We start from the raw sequence: 18,459 nt of genomic DNA on the forward strand, positions 1-18,459 counted from the left end.
TTTTGTAGTAATTTCAATTATATTTTATTATTTTAATAATTTTATAAACAAACTACTTTTATTAATAATAAAAGCAACATTTTGGACCGTTAAATGATTATACAATTATAAAGTGTATTGAATTGAAATTACAACATAGTTTTGTAGTCTTTTACAAGGGAAACATATAATTAAAAACATAATTAATTATTAAGATTGGACCATATTAATAACTAATTAGTCTTTATGTAACTTGTTTAACTACATAAGTATTATATTTTATTTGCAAAAATTTTGCAAATATTTTTTAATTTAACAAATTATTTTATGTAAAAAATAAATCAAAAAGTTTTATGTTACATAAAAAATGATAATTTTTAATTTTTGTTGAACTATTTTGGCATATCAATAATATTGATTTTTCAATTTTGACCATCTTCGACAAAAAGATCAATTAAAGGTTGGGGAATGACCAATTCATTAATGTTTGCTAAGTTAAGAGCGGTATTAATTGTTTGCTCTGCTCCAATTGCCACTTTTGTTAGTCATTGGGGATCAATAATTGGTTGTCGACCAATAGCAATCAATGATAACCCGTTTTCTAGTCCTTTTAAAGCATCTTCTGGTGTACAAATACCACCAAACACCAATTAAAGGAATCTTCCCTTGATAACGCTGTAAAATACTGCTGATTGGTGGGGTTGGATTAGTTTTATTACGCATACTTTTTCGTCATAAATATGATAATGAAATATGAATATAATCTAACGAAAATTTAATTAATTCATCCATTAGTTCATAAGTGTCTTCTAAGGTAATTCCTGGTTCTTCAATCTCTTCTGGTGAAATTCGATAGCCTAGAATAAATGGTTTTGTCGCATGTGTTTTAATAATAGCACTAACTTTTTTAACGATTGCCAACGGAAATGCCATTCGTTTTGTTAAGTTACCACCTCATTGATCTGTTCGTTGATTTGAATGTGGTGAAAAAAATTGCTGAATAAGATAAGTATTGGCTTTATGAATTTCTACTCCATCAAACCCAGCTTTAATTGCTCGTAAAGTAGCATTACCAAAATCCTCAATAATGGTATTAATTTCTTCATTAGTCATTGCACGTGGTTCAATTGCTGTTGGTCGTAAAGAATTAACAGCACTAGCAGATAATGGTTGTTTATCAAGTAATGTTGCAGCTGTACATTGACGTCCGCCGTGATGAATTTGCATAATGGCAAGACTATTTTTTGATGAATAATATTGGCTAATTTTGCTAAACTTGGAATATATTTATCATCGTCAATTGCTGGTTGACCAATAAAAGCTTTTCCATTTCGATTAACATAACTACACCCAGCAATTATCATTCCTAAAATTTTAGCGCGTGCTTGATAATAATTTAATTCATCAAGGGTGTATTTTCCATTTTCAAAACCAGAAAAAGTGGTCATTGGGCTCATAACAATTCGGTTATTAATTGTCACTCCGTTTGGAAAGGCAAATGGTTGAAATAAGGCTTTAAATTTTGGATTCATAGTTTGCTTCCTTTCTAATTGATAATATTTTACTGATAATAATATCATATAACTTAACAATATTATTACAAGTAGGTATCAATATTCACTTTTTTATTTATTGATTTCTTGCTTTTATAATAATAAAATATGTTAAGATATTTTCTAAGGAGGAATATTATGAAAATTTTATTACTTGGTGCTCAGGGAAAACTGGGTCAGAAACTTATTAATGAGCTTATTAATAATAACAACATTATCATTACTGAATTAACAGGAAATGCTAGTGATTTGAATAATCTTAAAACCCAAGCGGTCGGTCAAGATGTTTTAGTATGAACTGTCGGAGGACCACCCGCCGTTGTTTCGGGATTATCAAAGAAAACGCCAACTTTTTCACGAATTTGATTAATAAAAATAACAATGGAATTTGTTTTATTAATAGCGCCATTTAATTTTCGTAATGCTTTACTCATTAATCGTGCTTGGGCACCAATGGTAACATCGCTCATTTCACCATCTAATTCTACTTTTGGTACTAATGCAGCAACTAAATCAATCGCATTTGATTTAACTAGTGTTTCTAAAATATCTAATGCTTGTTCACCAGAATCAGGTTGAGCAATAATTAATTCATCAATGTTAACACCTAATTTTCTGGCATAATTTGGATCTAAAGCATGTTCAGCATCAATAAAAGCACCTCTTCCTCCCCTTTTTTGTGTTTCAGCAATGGCATGTAATGACAATGTTGTTTTTCCAGATGATTCTGGACCAAAAATTTCAATGATGCGTCCTTTTGGATATCCACCAATCCCAATTGCTTCATCAAGCAATAAACTACCTGTTGAAATCGCTTCAATGGTTAAGTTACTTTTATCTCCTAATTTCATAATGGCACCTTTACCATATGCTTTTTCAATTTCTTTCATCACATTTTTTAGAATTTCATCTTCGTCGATAGTTTTGATGTTATCAGAATTTGTTTTATTATCTTTTTCCATTTGCAACACTCCTTTCTAATTAGTTTTATCTATTTTAATTGATTATTCCTTTTCTTATTTTGAAATAATTTGTAAAAGATGGTTAATTATTGTTTGAACTGCAATAAGTTTTATTTTTTCGCGTGATCAAGTTGGATTTAAGGATAATTCAAATGTGCTTGATTGGTTTTGATGAACAATAGTAGCAAAGATTGTTCCAATTGACAATTGATCTAATTTGCCAGGACCAGCATTACCAGTAAAACTAACGGCAAGATCACTGTTAAATTGATTTTGACAAGCAATCGCCATTGCTTCTGCAGTTTGTTTTGAAACAACACCATATTGTGTAATTATACTTGCTGGTACATGACCAATGTTAACTTTAACATCATTGGTATAAGTAACAATACTTCCTAAAAAAACTTGACTAGCATTAGGAATATTTGTTAAAAGATGACTAAAAAGACCACCAGTGATTGATTCATAGGCTGCTATTGTTAATTGTTTTTGTTGTAATAATTGGATTAATTCTTGTGTCATTTTCGTTGTTCACCTCAAAAACTTTCTTTAATATTATACATTTATATAATATAATATGTAAGTAATATTAAATTGTCAGAAAAAGAATATTTTTAGAAAAGAGGAATTAAAATGAATTGAGCTAACCGTATTACATTAATTCGAATTTTTTTAATACCAATTATTATTGTTCTCATGGTAATTGTTCCATTTCCGGGGACATCACTATATCATGGCTGAGATCAATGGTTAACAATTAAAGGACCTAATGTGACCTACTCGTTACCGATTAGTTATTTGATTGCTGGATTATTATTTATTATTGGTAGTTTAACTGATTTACTAGATGGTTATATTGCCCGTCGTTATAATCAAGTTACTACTTTTGGAAAATTTTTTGATTCAATTGCAGATAAATTATTAACAAACACGGTTTTAATTGTTTTTGCTTGTGCTAATATTATTCCGGTTTGAATGACAGTTGTGCTAATTGCTCGTGACTTTGTAATTGATGTTGTTCGTCAAATTTTAGCGTCACAAAAAGTAATAATGGCAGCTAATCAATTGGGTCGTGTTCGAGCAGCAGTTGAAATGTTTGGAATGACAATTTTATTTTTTATTGGTTTTCGTATGTTTGGCGGGGAAAGCTTAAAAACTGGACAATGAGATGAATTTGGTTGAGTTAATCAAATTATTATGATTCCAATGTATTTAGCAACAATTTTATCATTGGTAGCTGCTGGAAATTATATTTATTTAAATCGAAAAGCATTATTTGATATGACCGTGATTAAAAAGCCAAAATTAGAAAGCGAAGAAAAATAAAATGGCTAAAAAAATAATAAATAATTCAGAATGAGCAGTTGTAACAGGAGCTAGTAAAGGTTTAGGTTATTGTTATTGTGAAGAACTATTAAAACTTGGTTATAATGTTATTGCCGTTGCTCGTGATACAACATCGCTTACTGTTTTGCATGAAAAATATCCAAACCAAGCAATTAAAACATTAAATTATGACTTAAGTAATTCAGTTAATGTTTATCAGTTGTTTGCTGATGTAAAAACAGAAAATGTAACCCTTTTAATAAATAATGCTGGTTATGGGGTGTGAGGTTATTTTAATGAATCAAGTTTAGAACAAGAAATGAATATGGTTGATTTAAACATTAAAGCTTTACATATCTTAACTAAATTATTTGTTCAACGTTTTATTGATCAAAATAAAGGGCGTGTTTTAAATATTGGTAGTTTAGCAGCCTTTACCCCTGCTCCTGTTTTTGCTAGTTATTATGCTTCAAAAGCTTATGTTTGAAGTTTGGGAGTCGCAATTAATACGGAATTAAAGAAAACAAAATCACTTGTTCGGGTAATTACTTTATGTCCTGGTCCATTAAAAACAGATTTCTGAAATCGAAGTAGTAATCAAAAAGATGCAAAATATCATTCAACAGTGAAAGTGATGAAAATAGCAACATATGCTCGAAAAAGTTTAATGCTAGGTTTAAAGACAAAAAGAAAAAATTATATTATAACAGGAGCCGTTAATAAGATGGTAAAAACCTTAACAAAATGAGCACCACAAAGTTGTGTTTTAACATCAGTTTATAATTATCAAAAAAAACGAAAATAAAAAATTCGAAGTTAACTTCGAATTTTTTATTTTTTTATCTTCATATTATATTAAAGATATCACCAGAAAATATTCTTCCCCAAGGCCTACTACCAGTAGCAGCATAATTACCAGAACCATAAAAGTGAATTCGTAACATTAAATGTCTTATTTTTTGTTTGTCATTGTTTCAACTTTTGCACCAATTCAAGCATATAATTCAGCTGAACCAATTGTTTCTCTTTCTTCAACAATATTAAAATAATTTGATAATCAATTTTCTTGTCAGTTATTGGTCCATATACTGTAGACTATGTTCACCTTTAGCATGAGTAAACATCCCAATTCCCACTGTTGATTTTATTCCTGTATAAGCTGTTAAATCCATTCATTTTGTTGAAATTAATCATTTAATTTCCCCACTTTCACTTGCTAAATTATCGTTGTATTTTTCAGTCGGCGGAATGTTAATTACAATATTATTTTGTCTGGTAACAATATTTTCTTTAATTAAATAACTAGCAGTCGTAGTTGCTAATAAACCACTTGATAAAAATAGTAGTATTTTTTTCATTATTGTTTCTCCTTTATTTGCTTTTACTTTTTATAAAAACTTAAAATTTGACCAGTCATAAATCAAATATGTGGTCAATTCCCAGTTAATCAACATTGTCCACCAACATAAATTATTAAAGTTAAAATTAGATGATTTATACTAGAATGAGAAAATATGACTTGTGCCGAAATGTGACCATCAATATGAGCCCCACCAATTTCTTCAATTGCACTTTCAATTTCAATGAGTGGACTAACTCATATTTTTATCAACTTTTTCATTTTCAATAGCAATTTGCAAAGCATCTTTATTAAAGTCAGACTCTTCATCAAAACCAACTAATTCACCATCAGTTTGAATATAGTTACTAATTTCATTGCCTTGTATACTGTAAAACTAAACGATAAAAAGTTATAATTATATTAACATATTAATTATGAAATACAATAAAAAAGTAAAAAATAGTATAAAACTATTTTTTACTTTTTTATATTTTTATTAATTTATTCATTTTCGTTTGTTTTACTAATATTTTCAATATTGTCTGTTTTATCTTGTTTTTTATTTAAGTTTTGGAATGCTGTTTTTATTTCCTGAATTTCTTTATCATCATTTTTTAATAATTCAGGGTGACAATTTTTATAACTTAATTTAAGATGTTTTCTAACTGTATTAAAATCAAGCACCTTAACTTCAATTTCATCACCAATATCAAAAAAATCTTTAATATCTTTAACAAAATAATCTGAAACTTCACTAATATGGATTAAACCATCAGCCTTTCCTGCTCTACAAAAAGCACCATAGGGAGTAATATTTGTTATTTTTACAATAATTTTGTTATTTTTATCATACATAATATTTTTTTCTCCTTTACTAAACCTAATTATATTATTAAAGTGCTGAAAATAATTTGTTAAACACAAAAATAATTAATAGATTTTATTATTTTTATTATATACATTAACTAATTAATGAACAAATATTTTTTTAAAATATTGCTTTGATGTAAAATTACCTAAACAAGGTCTAATGGTAGCGTTTAATATATTTAAAACATTTTTTAATCTAGTACGAATGTTAATCAAAGGTTCATTTGTTCCAAACCATCGCCTTATATCTCTATTTATCCGTTCAACTAATGCTTTTTGTTTTGGTTTACCAGGATCACAAAAATAAACTCTTATTTTAAAAGATTTCTCTATTGTTTTTCATTTATAAAATTCTTTTCCTCTATCTGTCAAAATACAACTAAATTTATTACTATGGATAGGTTACAATAACTTGGACCATATTTATGTAGACTGTAAAAAAATAAGCTAAAATTATTAGGAAAGCAGGAATATAAAAATGGCAAAAAACCAGTACACCGATGAATTCAAGAAACAAATCGTAATGTTATATAAAAATGGTAAAAGTAATATTGAAATTGTTAACGAATATAAAATTTCAAAGGCAGTTCTTTATCAATGAGTAAAAAAATTGAGAATTCTGGTTCTTTTAAAGCTAAAGACAATCGCTCTGTTGAAGAAAATGAACTTATTCAGTTGCGAAAAGAAAACAAACAATTACGAATGGAAAATGATATTTTAAAGCAAGCAGCACTGATAATCGGCAAAAAGTAATATTAATTACTAACAATAAAGACAAATATTCAGTGAGGAAAATGTGTCAAATATTAAAGATAGCAAAATCAAAGTATTATTATCAAATTAATAAGAACACTAAAACTGAAATTAATATTTATGAAAATGAAGTTATCAGTGCATTTAAAGAAAGCTATAAAGTTTATGGTGCTAGAAAAATTAAAATTATTTTAGCAAGAAAGAACATTATTTTATCTCGACGAAAAATTAGAAGAATTATGGCAATAAATAATTTAGTATCAAAATATACTAAATTAAAATATCGCAATCATAAATCTCCTGTAAATAATGATCAAAATAGTAATATTCTAAATCGTGAGTTTAGTAATAAAAGACAAAATGAAGTTATTGTGAGCGATTTAACCTATGTTCAAGTTGGTTCAAAATGACATTATATTTGCTTACTAATTGATTTATTTAACCGTGAAGTAATTGGCTATAGCGCTGGAACAAATAAAACTGCTGAACTAGTTCAGCAGGCATTTTATAAAATAACATGACCACTAAATCAAATTAGGTTGTTTCATACAGATCGTGGTAATGAATTTAAAAATAAAATTATTGAAGAAATTTTATTAACATTTAATATTAAAAGATCATTAAGTGCAAAAGGTTGCCCTTACGATAACGCAGTAGCTGAAACAACCTATAAAGCTTTTAAAACTGAATTTATTAATGGTCGAAAATTTAAAAATTTAGAACAATTAAAGTTGGAACTATTTAATTTCATTAATTGATACAACAATATCCGAATTCATGGTAGTTTGAATTACTTAACTCCAGTTGAATTTAAAAATCAGAAGTCTACATAAAAAGTGTCCTAAAAAGTGTTGCCATTCCAATCTGAAAAATAAAAATAACGAGGATAAATCTTAAAACCATTATTTGCTAATAAACCATATTTTTTTATTATATCTCCTTGTACATAAGTATTATTTTCTAAATCAAAAATGGTTCGTAAATAATCTTTATAAAAATTTTGAGAAACAATAAACATACTATTTAATAATTTTTCAAATTGACTTTTATTAGCATTATTTTCATCAATTAAAACATCTCTAAAATTAATTAATTTTAAACCAAAAAAGTTAATTAAAATAGTATCATATTGTAAATTATCAATATAACCACTTTCAATAAAATTACTACGATTTTGAAACACTGGTACCAATGCATGAGTAAAAAATGCTTTTAAAAATTTATTAATCTCAATTTGACCTTTCATCCATTCAAAAACCTTTTTACCAGTATTAGGTGAATTACCCTGATAATAATTATAAGTTTCAGCACTAAAATTAAAAATATCGTCTTTTTCTTTCATAAAAGAAAATAAAAAACCTAAATCATCAGTATACGGATAATTATTATAATTACTTGAACTCTAATATTTTCTTGAATAATAGCATTAATATATTTTAATAAAAAAGAACGGATATTTTGATATTCATTATCAGTTCAAAAAATAACATCACCAGTATTTTTGTTGATTTCTGGCGTATTTGGATTATTAATACCATTTCATTGATAAACTGTTTTTACATCACCCCGTTTAAAAAATTCTCTAAGACTAGATAAATAAAGATTTTGACAAGTATCATCAAAACAAAATTCACCTAAAATTTTATCATTTCTACTAGCATTTAAAAAATTAACAATATATCAATCTTTTGTATAATTTTTAAAAATTGCAATATATCATTTATTATCAACTTTATAATTAATAAAATTTGGATTATTATCTAATTTTCAATTTCGAAACTTTAAATTAACTTGTTGTAAATTATCAACACTTTTTTCTAATTTATTAATAACTTCAACAGTATTAAAATACTTTGCAAAAGAATAAGAAAAAATAATTAACTTAAAAAAGTTAACTAAATTAATAGTTAACTTTTTATCGGTTGGTATTTACAATTTACACCTTTTAAATGTCATTTGTGCCCCATCTGCTGGTTCAAGATAAGTATATTGGGTTTCGCCAGGGTTGTTTTCATTAATATTGATTCCTGTAATCAGAATAGCATGCCCATCGTTTTCAATGCTATAACCAAAGAGAAGGGGATGATTATTAAATAATGATTCGTATACATAATTTTCAAATAATAGTTGTTCAGATCTAGTATGTCCAAAATTAGTATGAATTTGGACAAGACCATAATTGATGTTTTGATTTACTGGTCTAATATTATTATTTAAATAGTTAACTAAATTTTGATTAATAAGTAATCCGTTTTCACCAACTCCACCTAAATCATTATAAATTTGAGTTTGTCTCCGTGCAATATTAAAATATCCAAAAATCATTTGAATATCAGTTGGGACACAAAACCAATTGGTTTCTTGAATTCTACGAATAACTCATAATTTAATACTCCTATTATTTTGTTCTAATGTTTTGTGATAGAAATCATTAGTAATAACATTTGAAATAGTACTACCCAAGATTGCTATTACTCCTAAAGTACTTAATAGTTTTTTCATAATATAAGGCCTCTCTTCTTAACAACCCAACCACCCCACCAAATTTCATATTATTTGATAAATAAAAGTAAGAATTATAATTAAAATATTATTACATCTTATTTTAGTGACAATTGTTAAAGTGATATTATGTTTTTTCTTGTTGAAGATTCAATCTAATTTAAAACATTTTATTCTAAATAAATTTATATTATATCTTAAAAAACTAAAATCAAATGATGTCAACTTTTTTTTTTTTTTTTTGGCTTATAATTTGAATTCCTTTAGTTTTTGAAACCAAAACCATTCCGGCAACACCAGCATCTTTAATTGTCTGCTGGTCAATTTTAGTATTGTCTTCAACTGTCAAACGTAATCTTGTCATACAGTTATCAACTTTAACTAAGTTATCATGGCCAATGGCATCATAAATAACTTGTGCTAATTTTAATGGTCCTTCTGGATCTTTTTGAATATCAATTCGTTTATTAACACCGTTGGTTTGGAACGGAACACTAACATTTCCGGCTGTTGTTGCAACGGTAACATTTATGATTTTGCAATCATTGCTGTTTCATCTTCGCGGCCAGGTGTTGATAAATTCATTTTTTTAATAATGTATTTAAAACTAAAGAAGTCAGCAGCCCCTTCCAGTACTCCAATTGGGAGAATCATGAATGGATTTCCTAAGACTTTATAAACTCCTGATTGTAAACTAGACGAAATTGTTGCCATATCTCATGATGTTTTCATTGAGACAGCTCAATCAATGAATCCAGCTGAAAATCCAAATCCAAACATCATCATTGGGAAGAATCCCGCTTGGAACATTTCACTTCCTCCTGCTAAACCAAATTTAGCATCAGCATATAGTTTCCCTAAAAAGGCTGTAATATCTCCATTCATAGTTGTAATAACTCCGTTTAAAGTTCAACCATGAATTGTTAAGATACCGTCCTTATTAATTGAATAATCAGTCCATTGTAAAACTCCATTAACAATTTGTCATAAGTTTGTTCCTTGGTAGTTCATTAAATGACCAATAATTGGTTGTTGGAACCATAAATAAGTGTTTAATACTTGGTGTAACCCAAATGGTAACAATAACCGGTTAAAAATACCATAGAAAAATGCTCCTAATGGTGGGATTGCTCCTAATTCATATCCCAGATATTGTAATCTTAATTGGAACCAAGGCCAAATTGCTGCTAAAGTAAATGCTCCAAGTAAGAAGTAAGCAGCAGTCATCATTGGGACAAAACGACGTCCCGAAAAGAACCCTAATGCTGCTGGTAATTTTACATTTGAATATTTATTGTAGATTAAAGCAACAAGACATCCCGCTAAAATTCCGCCAAATACTCCCATACTAATGTTATATTTGGCTCCATAACCTTCAGTAGCATTTCCTTTACTAAAATCAAAAACGTATAAAATTTGTGAATGTGGTGTTGTTCAAAATTGGTTATCTTGAAAATTACCAATTGGTGTATGTCCTAATAAAACATTATTATAATATCATTGGGGCACAATTCCCATTAACCCTTCAATTACAGCTCATCCAAAGAATGCAACCAAAGCAGCTTCCCCGCGAAAGTTCTTGGCCATTCCAAAAATCCTAACCCGATTGCAAATAATGGGGCTAAATTACTAATTGCTGCGTTTCCAACTGTCTGAAAAATTGAACCAATATATCAAATTGCAGATAATGGTCCTGTTTGTGATAAATCAGGGTTGATTGATGCATCGTTCATAACCCCCAACCTCAGTAACAAGGCGGCAACAGGCAAGACAACAATTGGAAATTGTAGAGCTTTTCCTAATTTTTGCAAATATTGCATTGCTATTCCCTTCTTTCTATTTAAATAGTAATTAGTTTAATAATCGTAATAATACCGACAGCTAAGGAAATGGCAAATAATGAAGTTAGAATTAAGAAAATATTTCGTCTAATTTCAAATAAAACACCACGCTCACGATTTACCCCAAATCGTTGTGAATAGCGTTGATTATTCTTATTTCGTCAGTAAAAAAAATGAATTGATAAAAAAACAACAATAAAAAGAATACTAACTATAATTACGCCCCCTCAAATTAAAGTTTGAGTATAGTTATCTAATTTTTCTAGATTGTTAGTATTACTTAATAAAGTATAATGTTGTAATAGTAATATAATATTCATTTTGGGTGTGCTTTCTATTTTAACTATCTATTTTTATCTTATCATAAAAAAATATATTTCCATTTTTTTATTATATTTTCCAATTAAAAACCTTCTTTTTATAAAAAGAAGGTTGTAATTTTGATATTATTTAGTCATTAATTATTTGTTTTTAAAACTTTATTTTTGAAACGATTGATCTTGATATCTTTTTGTTTTAGCATTGTTTTTACCAATAAAAACAAAGTTATGTTTTGATTTAATACACTCTGGATTGGTACAATGCAATTTATACTCACAAGGTTTTGAGCGACAGAAAAACACCGGTTGTTCACACATTTGACATGTTAAAATTGACTTTTGTGATTCTTGCATTGCCGCACATTTTGGACATTCATTAGCATGTTGTTCACAACCAATGAAGACACTATCTGGCATTGCTAATCTTTTTTTGTTTCAGCTGTATTGTTATTTTCGAAAGCCATGGTTTTTGTGTTCTCCTTTCATAAAATACTTGTAATAAACACCTTTCTTATTAAAAAATATCTACCAATGGATAAAATTTCCATATATGAACGGAGGATAAAATTATAAATAGGGTTAATACAAAAAATAGTATATATTTTTTAATAATAATGATAATTAATTTCCTAATGAAATACTTTGGCAATTTCTAATTTAAAATAAATAGATACCCCTAAAATAAGGGGTATCTATTTATTTTACCAAATTATCTAAAAAAAGATAAATATCTTGATAATTTGGTTCCGAACTAACCGGTGATACTATTTGTAGATAAATAACTTGATTATTTTGATCAAGAACCATAACACTACGTGCTAATAAATTATTGAATTCAAAGAATAATTTTGTTTTGTGACCAAACTCACGATAGTTTGTATCTGATAATAAAATATGTTTGGGATTAATAAATGATTCACAAGCACGTTGCAAGACAAATGGTAAATCTCGTGAAATTGTTATTAATTGGACAGCGGGATATTTGTTAATAATTGTTTCGTTAAATTGTTTTGTTTGTAACAAACAAACACTAGTATCAATACTAGGAACAGCAGAAATAACTTTATATTCTTTACTAACATTTGCTAATTCAAAATCTGCTCATTTAACAGTATCTGCTTTAAATGTTAAAGTATCACCAATTTTAATATGATTTGTTGGAATTAGTGTCGCAACATCGCCGCTCATTGTTCCTTTAGCCATAAATTCTGACCCTCCCTTCTCATTTTGATAATATTATATACTAAAAGTTAATTAAGATAGCAAGGAATTTCAAGCATTTTCAATAATTTCAATGATTTTTAAATCAGACAAATGATTAATTGGTGTTATTGTTCGTTGTAATAAACAAATAAATTCAATATTTTTCTTTTTATTACCTAAAATTGGTGAATAATCTAGATTAATAATACTAAAACCATTAGTAAGTGCTAAATTAATTACTTTTTTGATGACAATTTGATGGGCTTTTTTACTATTTATTTTGCCCTTATTAACTGTTGCTCTTGTACTTTCAAATTGAGGTTTAATTAAGAAAAAAGCATAATGATCTAATAATAAGATTTCTTTTAGCGGTGGGATAATTTTATCTAATGAAATAAAAGAAACATCACAACAAGCAAATTCAATTTGATCGGGTTCAAATAATTGCTTTGTGACATAACGAAAGTTAGTTTTTTCTAAGGAAATTACTTGTGGATTATTGCGTAATTTTCATGCTAATTGATTAGTGCCAACATCAAGGGCATAATTTTTTTTGGCGTTATTTTGTAATAAACAATCGGTAAAACCACCAGTTGATGATCCAATATCAAGACAAATTAGGTTATCAACTTTGATTTGAAATGTTTCTAGTCCTTTTGCTAATTTTTTCCCAGCTCGCGAAACATATTTTAATGGTTCACCTCGTAAAGTAATAATACTATCAGCATCTACTAAATCACCGGCTTTTAACGCTGGAACATTATTAACTAAAACATTATTAGCTAAAATCATTGCTTTTGCCTTCTCACGAGATGGCGCTAAATTATGATTAACTAATAATTGGTCTAAACGCGTTTTCATTAAAGTTTATTCTTCCTTCCATTTTGTTTTATTAAAGGCATGATGGTTTTTATGACGAAATAATAACCGTTGTTTACGAGTTTTTGTTGTACGATAAGTTTTTAAAATAGTATCTTGGTCTAAAATATAATTGGTAATTTTTTTAAAAAAATAAGCACCATATGATAATGATCATTGTAAGGAAATAACATTTTGATCAATTTTTGCTTCAATAATAGTTGAATAATTACTAATAATATAATTACATTCTAACATTATATTATTAATATTATGATATTTAAAAAGATAATAAGATGTTTGTGGTAATTGATATTTTTGTGTTAAAAATGTTAAATTTTTTGGAATAATTAATTGTTGATTATCAAGATCAACAATAATTTCGGCGGGCTTTCATAAGGGAATAAAATGAATTCTTCCCTTTAGTGTTAATAAGCGTTGTTTAACATCATTTGACATTCGTCATTTCTTAGCTCATTTATTGCTTGCTCAATTATAATAATTAAATTTGTTATTTTGCATTTTATCACCTTTTTTAACTATATTAATTATACCAAATTTAAATACAAGAACAAAGATGGTCTTGTTTTATCCCCTGTTCTTTGACACAAATTATTTACTTTATATTCTAAAAACCTTGAAACAAAGTTGATATTTTAAGAATTGGAATTAAAGTTATTGTTAACAGTTAAGAAAAGAATATAATGAAGCTGTAAATAATATTTGTGGAACTGTATATAAATATTTGGGAGTGTTGCATATAAACGGGTATTATTTAATTTATTTAAAAACAAGAAACTTTATAACACAAAAAAATAAAAATACAAAAAATAATTTCATATTTTAACATACTAAAAAATAGTTTAAAAACTAAGATTAAATTATTTTAAATTAACTAAAATTAAATCTCATAATTTTTAAATCTAAAATTTTTTTAAATGTTGAAAATGAAAATGTTTTATTACCGTATCCTAAACAAGATTTTACAACTCTTGAAACATCACTTTCAGCAGATACGCCAATATTTTACTCTTTATTTTGATTTAAAATACCATTTTTTAAATTAATAAAATATTTTAATTTAATTCTTTCATTCTGTAATGATTTTAAAAAAGTTATAAATTCGTCGTATTTTCCTTGTAAAAATAATTCTTTTGCGTATAAATAATTTTTAAAGGATTCTTTACTACGATTACCACAATATATATTATTCTTTAATTCTCTTATTGCATGAAATCTATCAAATATAAACATACCATCTAAAATTTTAGCAGTTTTTTTAATCCATTTAGCACTATCCCCACCAATAATTAATTTAATATTTTCATAATTTTTAAAAAATTTCTGAATTTGTTTTTTAATAAAGAACGCATTAAATTCCGCACCCCGAGTTTTCTTATTAAGAAAAAAATAACAATATTTTTTATTTAAAAATTTATTATTTTCTTTTCCAGTATTAAATGAAATTATTCTAACAGTTTGCAAATAAGATTTATTATTTTTATTTTTTAAAATTACATGGGCATCATCTAAATTAATATATAAATTTTTACAATTTTTCAAATCTATTTTTTTATCTTTTCTTTTTATTAATGCTTTTCGTAAAATACGCGAAACAGATGAACAATGTAATTTGCAATTAAACATATCTAATATATCATTATATCTTTTATTTTTTACTATTTCAGCAGTTATTTTTAGTTTTAAATCATTAATTATTCTTTGCCATTTTTTAACTCCAAATTGTTTATCAACAAGAGGAACATATTTTCACTTACCCTTATAAAGATATTTATAAATTCTTCTCTATAAATTAATATTCCAAATTCTGTTTTAATTTTTCTAGTTTTTATTTCTTTTACAAAATATTTTGTTTTATCTCGTTTTTTAAAAATTATATCATCAGTTCCTTCTATCTTTTCTTTTAACTGATTTAAAGCATTTTCATAAATATTTACACTAAATTTATTAAAATTAAACATTTTATTATTTCCTTTCGTTATTAAATTAAAATTATTAGTTAATATATTTCATAAATTTACACCTGCTTTAAAAAAGGTATAGTATAATTAAAAAAATTATAACATTTCACAGAAAGGAATAAATATATAAAAAAATGACTTAGCATTTTAGGAACAATCGGATTAACAGCAACAAGTACAATAACATTAATTAGTTGTGAAAAACCAAATAACAATGAAAACGGGGGTAATAAACCAGAACCACCATATAATCCACAACAACCACCAGAAAATAGTAATTGAAAATTAATTGGTAGATATGGTATATATTTAGCAAAAAATAATGGTAATATATCACAAAGAAAAAATAATATTTGATATTTAGAAACATATAATCCAAAAGATTTTGTAATGTTTAACACTGCAAATATAAAATCGCTTTATCGTTGAGATGGAAACAGTGAACTACAAAAACCAACAATTAACAAAACTACTGGTGAAATAACAGATTGAAAAAAATAAAAGGACTAACAAAAGTCCTTTTTTATATTAATCTTACAAATTTCATAAATATAATTAATAGGAATATATTTGTTATTGTGTTATATAATGCTGGACTAAATTTTCACACCTCAAATGTTTGACTAAAAAAACTATATATTGTTTGAAAAATTTTACCAACCCCACTTGCTAATTCATTTACTTGTTTTACACCAGGAATATTATTGACAATTCAAATTGCAGCATTTCTGATATGACACGCTAAATTATATCAACTACAACTTTCATATTGTGCTTGTCATCACTGTCCATCAGGAAATAATCCACCATTATTTATTTCTTGTCAATTATAAATTCCAAAATTAAAATCATAATAACGATAGATATCATTTTCTTTTTGTGCTTGTAATTCAAAAACATTATAACCAATTTTTTGTTCTTCAATTTTTTTATATTTTAAACCATATTTTTCTTTTAAAGCACCTTCAAAAATATAACCCTCATTTTGATTAATATTATAATTATTTGCAACTGAAAAATCATAATTAAATACATTACCATAATTTGTATTATAAAATCGATTTTTAAATGCTGAATATAATTTAATATCCAACTGATTATATTTATCTGAAAAATAAAAATAACGAGGATAAATCTTAAAACCATTATTCGCTAATAAACCATATTTTTTTATTATATCCTTGTACATAAGTATTATTTTCTAAATCAAAAATCGTTCGTAAATAATCTTTATAAAAATTTTGAGAAACTGTAAACATACTATTTAATAATCTTTCAAATTGATTTTTATTAGTATTTTTTTCATCAATTAAAACATTTCTAAAATTAACTAATTTCAAACCAAAAAAGTTAATTAAAACCGTATCATATTGTAAATTATCAATATACCCACTTTCAATAAAATTACTACGATTTTGAAATACAGGCACCAAAGCATGTGCAAAAAATGCTTTTAAAAACTTATTAATATCAATTTGACCTTTCATCCATTCAAAAACCTTTTTACCAGTATTAGGAGTACTACTTTGATTATAATTATAAGTTTCAGCACTAAAATTAAAGATATTTTCTTTTTCTTTCATAAAAGAAAATAAAAACCCTAAATCATCAGTATATCAATAACTATTACAATATTTTTATGTTCATCAATCGTTAAAATCATCCGATAAATTGATTTTTTAGTTAAAATAGTACCAGTACTAGACTTATCCAAATTATTAATAATTTCAAAATCAAAAATTATTCTTTCACTACCTAAATTTGGATCATCATAGTTTGGATTTCCACCTTGTTGAACTCTAATATTTTCTTGAATAATAATATCTAAATACTTATTTAAAAAATCTTTAACTTTATTTTGATTTTCAACACTTCAATCTGTTATTTCACCAGTAGTTTTGTTAATTGTTGGTTTTTGTAGTTCACTGTTTCCATCTCAACGATAAAGCGATTTTATATTTGCAGTGTTAAACATTACAAAATCTTTTGGATTATATGTTTCTAAATATCAAATATTATTTTTTCTTTGTGATATATTACCATTATTTTTTGCTAAATATATACCATATCTACCTACATCAAATAAATTAAGAAATAAATATGATTTATTATTTTCTCTATTAAACTCATTATCAAAACTATTTCTATCAATTAATTTTCAATTATTTTCAATTAAATTAACGGATTGTAAATCATTTATATTTGTTTTTAATTTATTTAACATTTGTGTTAAATTATATTTATTTGTAAAAGAATAAATAAAATTTGTTAATTCTTTTAAAAATTGTTTTTTTGTCAACATTATAAAACTTATCAATGTTATACTGTTTAATATAAGTATCTCAATTTTTATATAAATCCATAAATTCATCACTCGGCTTATCAAATGAAATTCCCGTTGAATAACTATCCTTTAAAAAATCTAAATATCATTTATTATTATAAGTTAATGATTGTGATGTTTTTAAAGTAGGGTTAATAAAGTAATTTGTTTCTGACCAATTTTCAAAGAAACTACTGCGTAAAAACATCGTATTAATAAAGTCAGTTTCATTCATTCCCGTTGTTTGTTGTTTAACAGTATAATTTTGCTGATTTAATGGTTTGAATGCTGTTAAAGTAATAAAAGGAATAATTAACCCTAAAATACCTAAAATAGATATTGCAAATAAAGATAATGACTTACGCATTATTCTTTGCCACCTTTAACTATATCTTTATTAATTTTTTTCTTAATTCATAATATTAAATCAATAATTCCCGCAGCAGTTAAAATTCAAAAAATTATATATCCGATACACATAATTGAAGAAACTGAACCAAATTTACTCAAAAATAATTGAAATTCTTTAATATCAATATAAAGAAAAGGTATGAACATTCCCAAACTAATTACCAAAAAATATAATAATATTTTTCATCATTTTTCTTTTAAAAACTTTAAAATTTTAATTTTCATAAATTCAAC

Annotated in this window: 22 protein-coding genes and 4 pseudogenes; 3 read left to right on the forward strand and 23 right to left on the reverse strand. The window is 25.9% G+C overall.

Annotated features, from left to right (window positions below; translation table 4 throughout):
• Positions 1-371 precede the first annotated feature (371 nt).
• The 4 genes and pseudogenes from ACOBWH_RS04120 to ACOBWH_RS04135 form a co-directional block, all read right to left on the reverse strand.
• The gene (locus ACOBWH_RS04120; RefSeq protein ID WP_424527303.1) at positions 372-515 is read right to left on the reverse strand and encodes a hypothetical protein; all 144 of its coding nucleotides are present in this window, start codon (positions 513-515) and stop codon (positions 372-374) included.
• Positions 487-1,559, reverse strand: a pseudogene (locus tag ACOBWH_RS04125) (NADH-dependent flavin oxidoreductase). The gene ACOBWH_RS04120 and the pseudogene ACOBWH_RS04125 overlap by 29 nt, the downstream one beginning before the upstream one ends.
• Before the next feature lie 17 nt (positions 1,560-1,576).
• Positions 1,577-2,494, reverse strand: coding sequence for a recombinase RecA (gene recA / locus ACOBWH_RS04130; RefSeq protein ID WP_424527305.1), 918 nt, complete (start codon positions 2,492-2,494; stop codon positions 1,577-1,579).
• Between the two features lie 54 nt (positions 2,495-2,548).
• On the reverse strand, positions 2,549-3,016 hold the full coding sequence (locus ACOBWH_RS04135; protein WP_424527307.1) for a CinA family protein: 468 nt from the start codon (positions 3,014-3,016) through the stop codon (positions 2,549-2,551).
• A gap of 111 nt (positions 3,017-3,127) precedes the next feature.
• On the opposite strand from ACOBWH_RS04135, the gene pgsA reads away from it, so the two are divergent.
• Together pgsA and ACOBWH_RS04145 are read left to right on the forward strand one after the other, a co-directional pair.
• Positions 3,128-3,820: a CDP-diacylglycerol--glycerol-3-phosphate 3-phosphatidyltransferase gene (pgsA, locus tag ACOBWH_RS04140; protein WP_424527309.1), complete on the forward strand. Its 693-nt coding sequence runs from the start codon at positions 3,128-3,130 to the stop codon at positions 3,818-3,820.
• Between the two features lies 1 nt (position 3,821).
• Positions 3,822-4,625 (forward strand): SDR family NAD(P)-dependent oxidoreductase, encoded by an 804-nt coding sequence (locus tag ACOBWH_RS04145; protein WP_424527311.1) that lies wholly within the window; start codon positions 3,822-3,824, stop codon positions 4,623-4,625.
• A 147-nt stretch (positions 4,626-4,772) separates the two neighbouring features.
• On the opposite strand, the gene ACOBWH_RS04150 is transcribed toward ACOBWH_RS04145, so the two are convergent.
• The 5 genes from ACOBWH_RS04150 to ACOBWH_RS04170 all read right to left on the reverse strand — a co-directional run bounded on the left by ACOBWH_RS04150 (position 4,773) and on the right by ACOBWH_RS04170 (position 6,404).
• On the reverse strand, positions 4,773-4,934 hold the full coding sequence (locus ACOBWH_RS04150) for a hypothetical protein (protein WP_424527313.1): 162 nt from the start codon (positions 4,932-4,934) through the stop codon (positions 4,773-4,775).
• Positions 4,894-5,178, reverse strand: coding sequence for a hypothetical protein (locus tag ACOBWH_RS04155; protein ID WP_424527315.1), 285 nt, complete (start codon positions 5,176-5,178; stop codon positions 4,894-4,896). Before ACOBWH_RS04155 ends, ACOBWH_RS04150 begins: the two co-directional genes overlap by 41 nt.
• A gap of 23 nt (positions 5,179-5,201) precedes the next feature.
• Entirely contained in the window at positions 5,202-5,441 is a 240-nt protein-coding gene (locus ACOBWH_RS04160) for a hypothetical protein (RefSeq protein WP_424527317.1), read from the reverse strand.
• 222 nt (positions 5,442-5,663) lie between these two features.
• Positions 5,664-6,017, reverse strand: coding sequence for a S1 RNA-binding domain-containing protein (locus ACOBWH_RS04165; protein ID WP_424527319.1), 354 nt, complete (start codon positions 6,015-6,017; stop codon positions 5,664-5,666).
• Positions 6,018-6,131: 114 nt separating this feature from the next.
• On the reverse strand, positions 6,132-6,404 hold the full coding sequence (locus ACOBWH_RS04170) for a hypothetical protein (RefSeq protein WP_424527321.1): 273 nt from the start codon (positions 6,402-6,404) through the stop codon (positions 6,132-6,134).
• Between the two features lie 106 nt (positions 6,405-6,510).
• Here ACOBWH_RS04170 and ACOBWH_RS04175 point away from each other — a divergent pair.
• Positions 6,511-7,618 (forward strand): annotated as a pseudogene (locus ACOBWH_RS04175) (IS3 family transposase).
• A gap of 29 nt (positions 7,619-7,647) precedes the next feature.
• On the opposite strand, the pseudogene ACOBWH_RS04180 reads toward ACOBWH_RS04175, so the two are convergent.
• The 14 genes and pseudogenes from ACOBWH_RS04180 to ACOBWH_RS04245 form a co-directional block, all read right to left on the reverse strand.
• A pseudogene (locus tag ACOBWH_RS04180) lies at positions 7,648-8,657 on the reverse strand (spiroplasma phage ORF1-like family protein); the annotation flags it as partial.
• A gap of 57 nt (positions 8,658-8,714) precedes the next feature.
• The gene (locus ACOBWH_RS04185; RefSeq protein ID WP_424527323.1) at positions 8,715-9,287 is read right to left on the reverse strand and encodes a C39 family peptidase; all 573 of its coding nucleotides are present in this window, start codon (positions 9,285-9,287) and stop codon (positions 8,715-8,717) included.
• Between the two features lie 205 nt (positions 9,288-9,492).
• The gene (locus ACOBWH_RS04190) at positions 9,493-9,864 is read right to left on the reverse strand and encodes a PTS transporter subunit EIIB (protein WP_424527407.1); all 372 of its coding nucleotides are present in this window, start codon (positions 9,862-9,864) and stop codon (positions 9,493-9,495) included.
• Positions 9,816-10,874, reverse strand: coding sequence for a PTS transporter subunit EIIC (locus ACOBWH_RS04195; protein WP_424527325.1), 1,059 nt, complete (start codon positions 10,872-10,874; stop codon positions 9,816-9,818). The genes ACOBWH_RS04190 and ACOBWH_RS04195 overlap by 49 nt, the downstream gene beginning before the upstream one ends.
• Positions 10,817-11,020 (reverse strand): hypothetical protein, encoded by a 204-nt coding sequence (locus ACOBWH_RS04200; protein WP_424527327.1) that lies wholly within the window; start codon positions 11,018-11,020, stop codon positions 10,817-10,819. Before ACOBWH_RS04200 ends, ACOBWH_RS04195 begins: the two co-directional genes overlap by 58 nt.
• 107 nt (positions 11,021-11,127) lie before the next feature.
• A complete protein-coding gene (locus ACOBWH_RS04205; RefSeq protein ID WP_424527329.1) occupies positions 11,128-11,448 on the reverse strand; it encodes a hypothetical protein in 321 nt (106 codons plus the stop codon).
• Positions 11,449-11,607: 159 nt separating this feature from the next.
• Entirely contained in the window at positions 11,608-11,865 is a 258-nt protein-coding gene (locus tag ACOBWH_RS04210) for a hypothetical protein (RefSeq protein ID WP_424527331.1), read from the reverse strand.
• 279 nt (positions 11,866-12,144) lie between these two features.
• Entirely contained in the window at positions 12,145-12,651 is a 507-nt protein-coding gene (locus ACOBWH_RS04215; RefSeq protein ID WP_424527333.1) for a redoxin family protein, read from the reverse strand.
• A 51-nt stretch (positions 12,652-12,702) separates the two neighbouring features.
• Complete coding sequence (locus ACOBWH_RS04220; RefSeq protein WP_424527335.1) at positions 12,703-13,512, reverse strand: TlyA family RNA methyltransferase; 810 nt, start codon at positions 13,510-13,512, stop codon at positions 12,703-12,705.
• Between the two features lie 6 nt (positions 13,513-13,518).
• Complete coding sequence (locus tag ACOBWH_RS04225; RefSeq protein ID WP_424527337.1) at positions 13,519-14,031, reverse strand: hypothetical protein; 513 nt, start codon at positions 14,029-14,031, stop codon at positions 13,519-13,521.
• 504 nt (positions 14,032-14,535) lie between these two features.
• On the reverse strand, positions 14,536-15,309 hold the full coding sequence (locus ACOBWH_RS04230) for an Mbov_0401 family ICE element transposase-like protein (protein WP_424527409.1): 774 nt from the start codon (positions 15,307-15,309) through the stop codon (positions 14,536-14,538).
• On the reverse strand, positions 15,225-15,491 hold the full coding sequence (locus tag ACOBWH_RS04235; protein ID WP_424527339.1) for a hypothetical protein: 267 nt from the start codon (positions 15,489-15,491) through the stop codon (positions 15,225-15,227). Before ACOBWH_RS04235 ends, ACOBWH_RS04230 begins: the two co-directional genes overlap by 85 nt.
• Before the next feature lie 523 nt (positions 15,492-16,014).
• A pseudogene (locus tag ACOBWH_RS04240) lies at positions 16,015-18,181 on the reverse strand (spiroplasma phage ORF1-like family protein).
• Entirely contained in the window at positions 18,181-18,450 is a 270-nt protein-coding gene (locus tag ACOBWH_RS04245) for a hypothetical protein (RefSeq protein WP_424527341.1), read from the reverse strand. The pseudogene ACOBWH_RS04240 and the gene ACOBWH_RS04245 overlap by 1 nt, the downstream one beginning before the upstream one ends.
• Positions 18,451-18,459 lie beyond the last annotated feature (9 nt).

The sequence above is a fragment of the Spiroplasma endosymbiont of Glossina fuscipes fuscipes genome (assembly GCF_049669535.1).
In the GTDB taxonomy this organism is placed as follows: domain Bacteria; phylum Bacillota_I; class Bacilli_A; order Mycoplasmatales; family Mycoplasmataceae; genus Spiroplasma.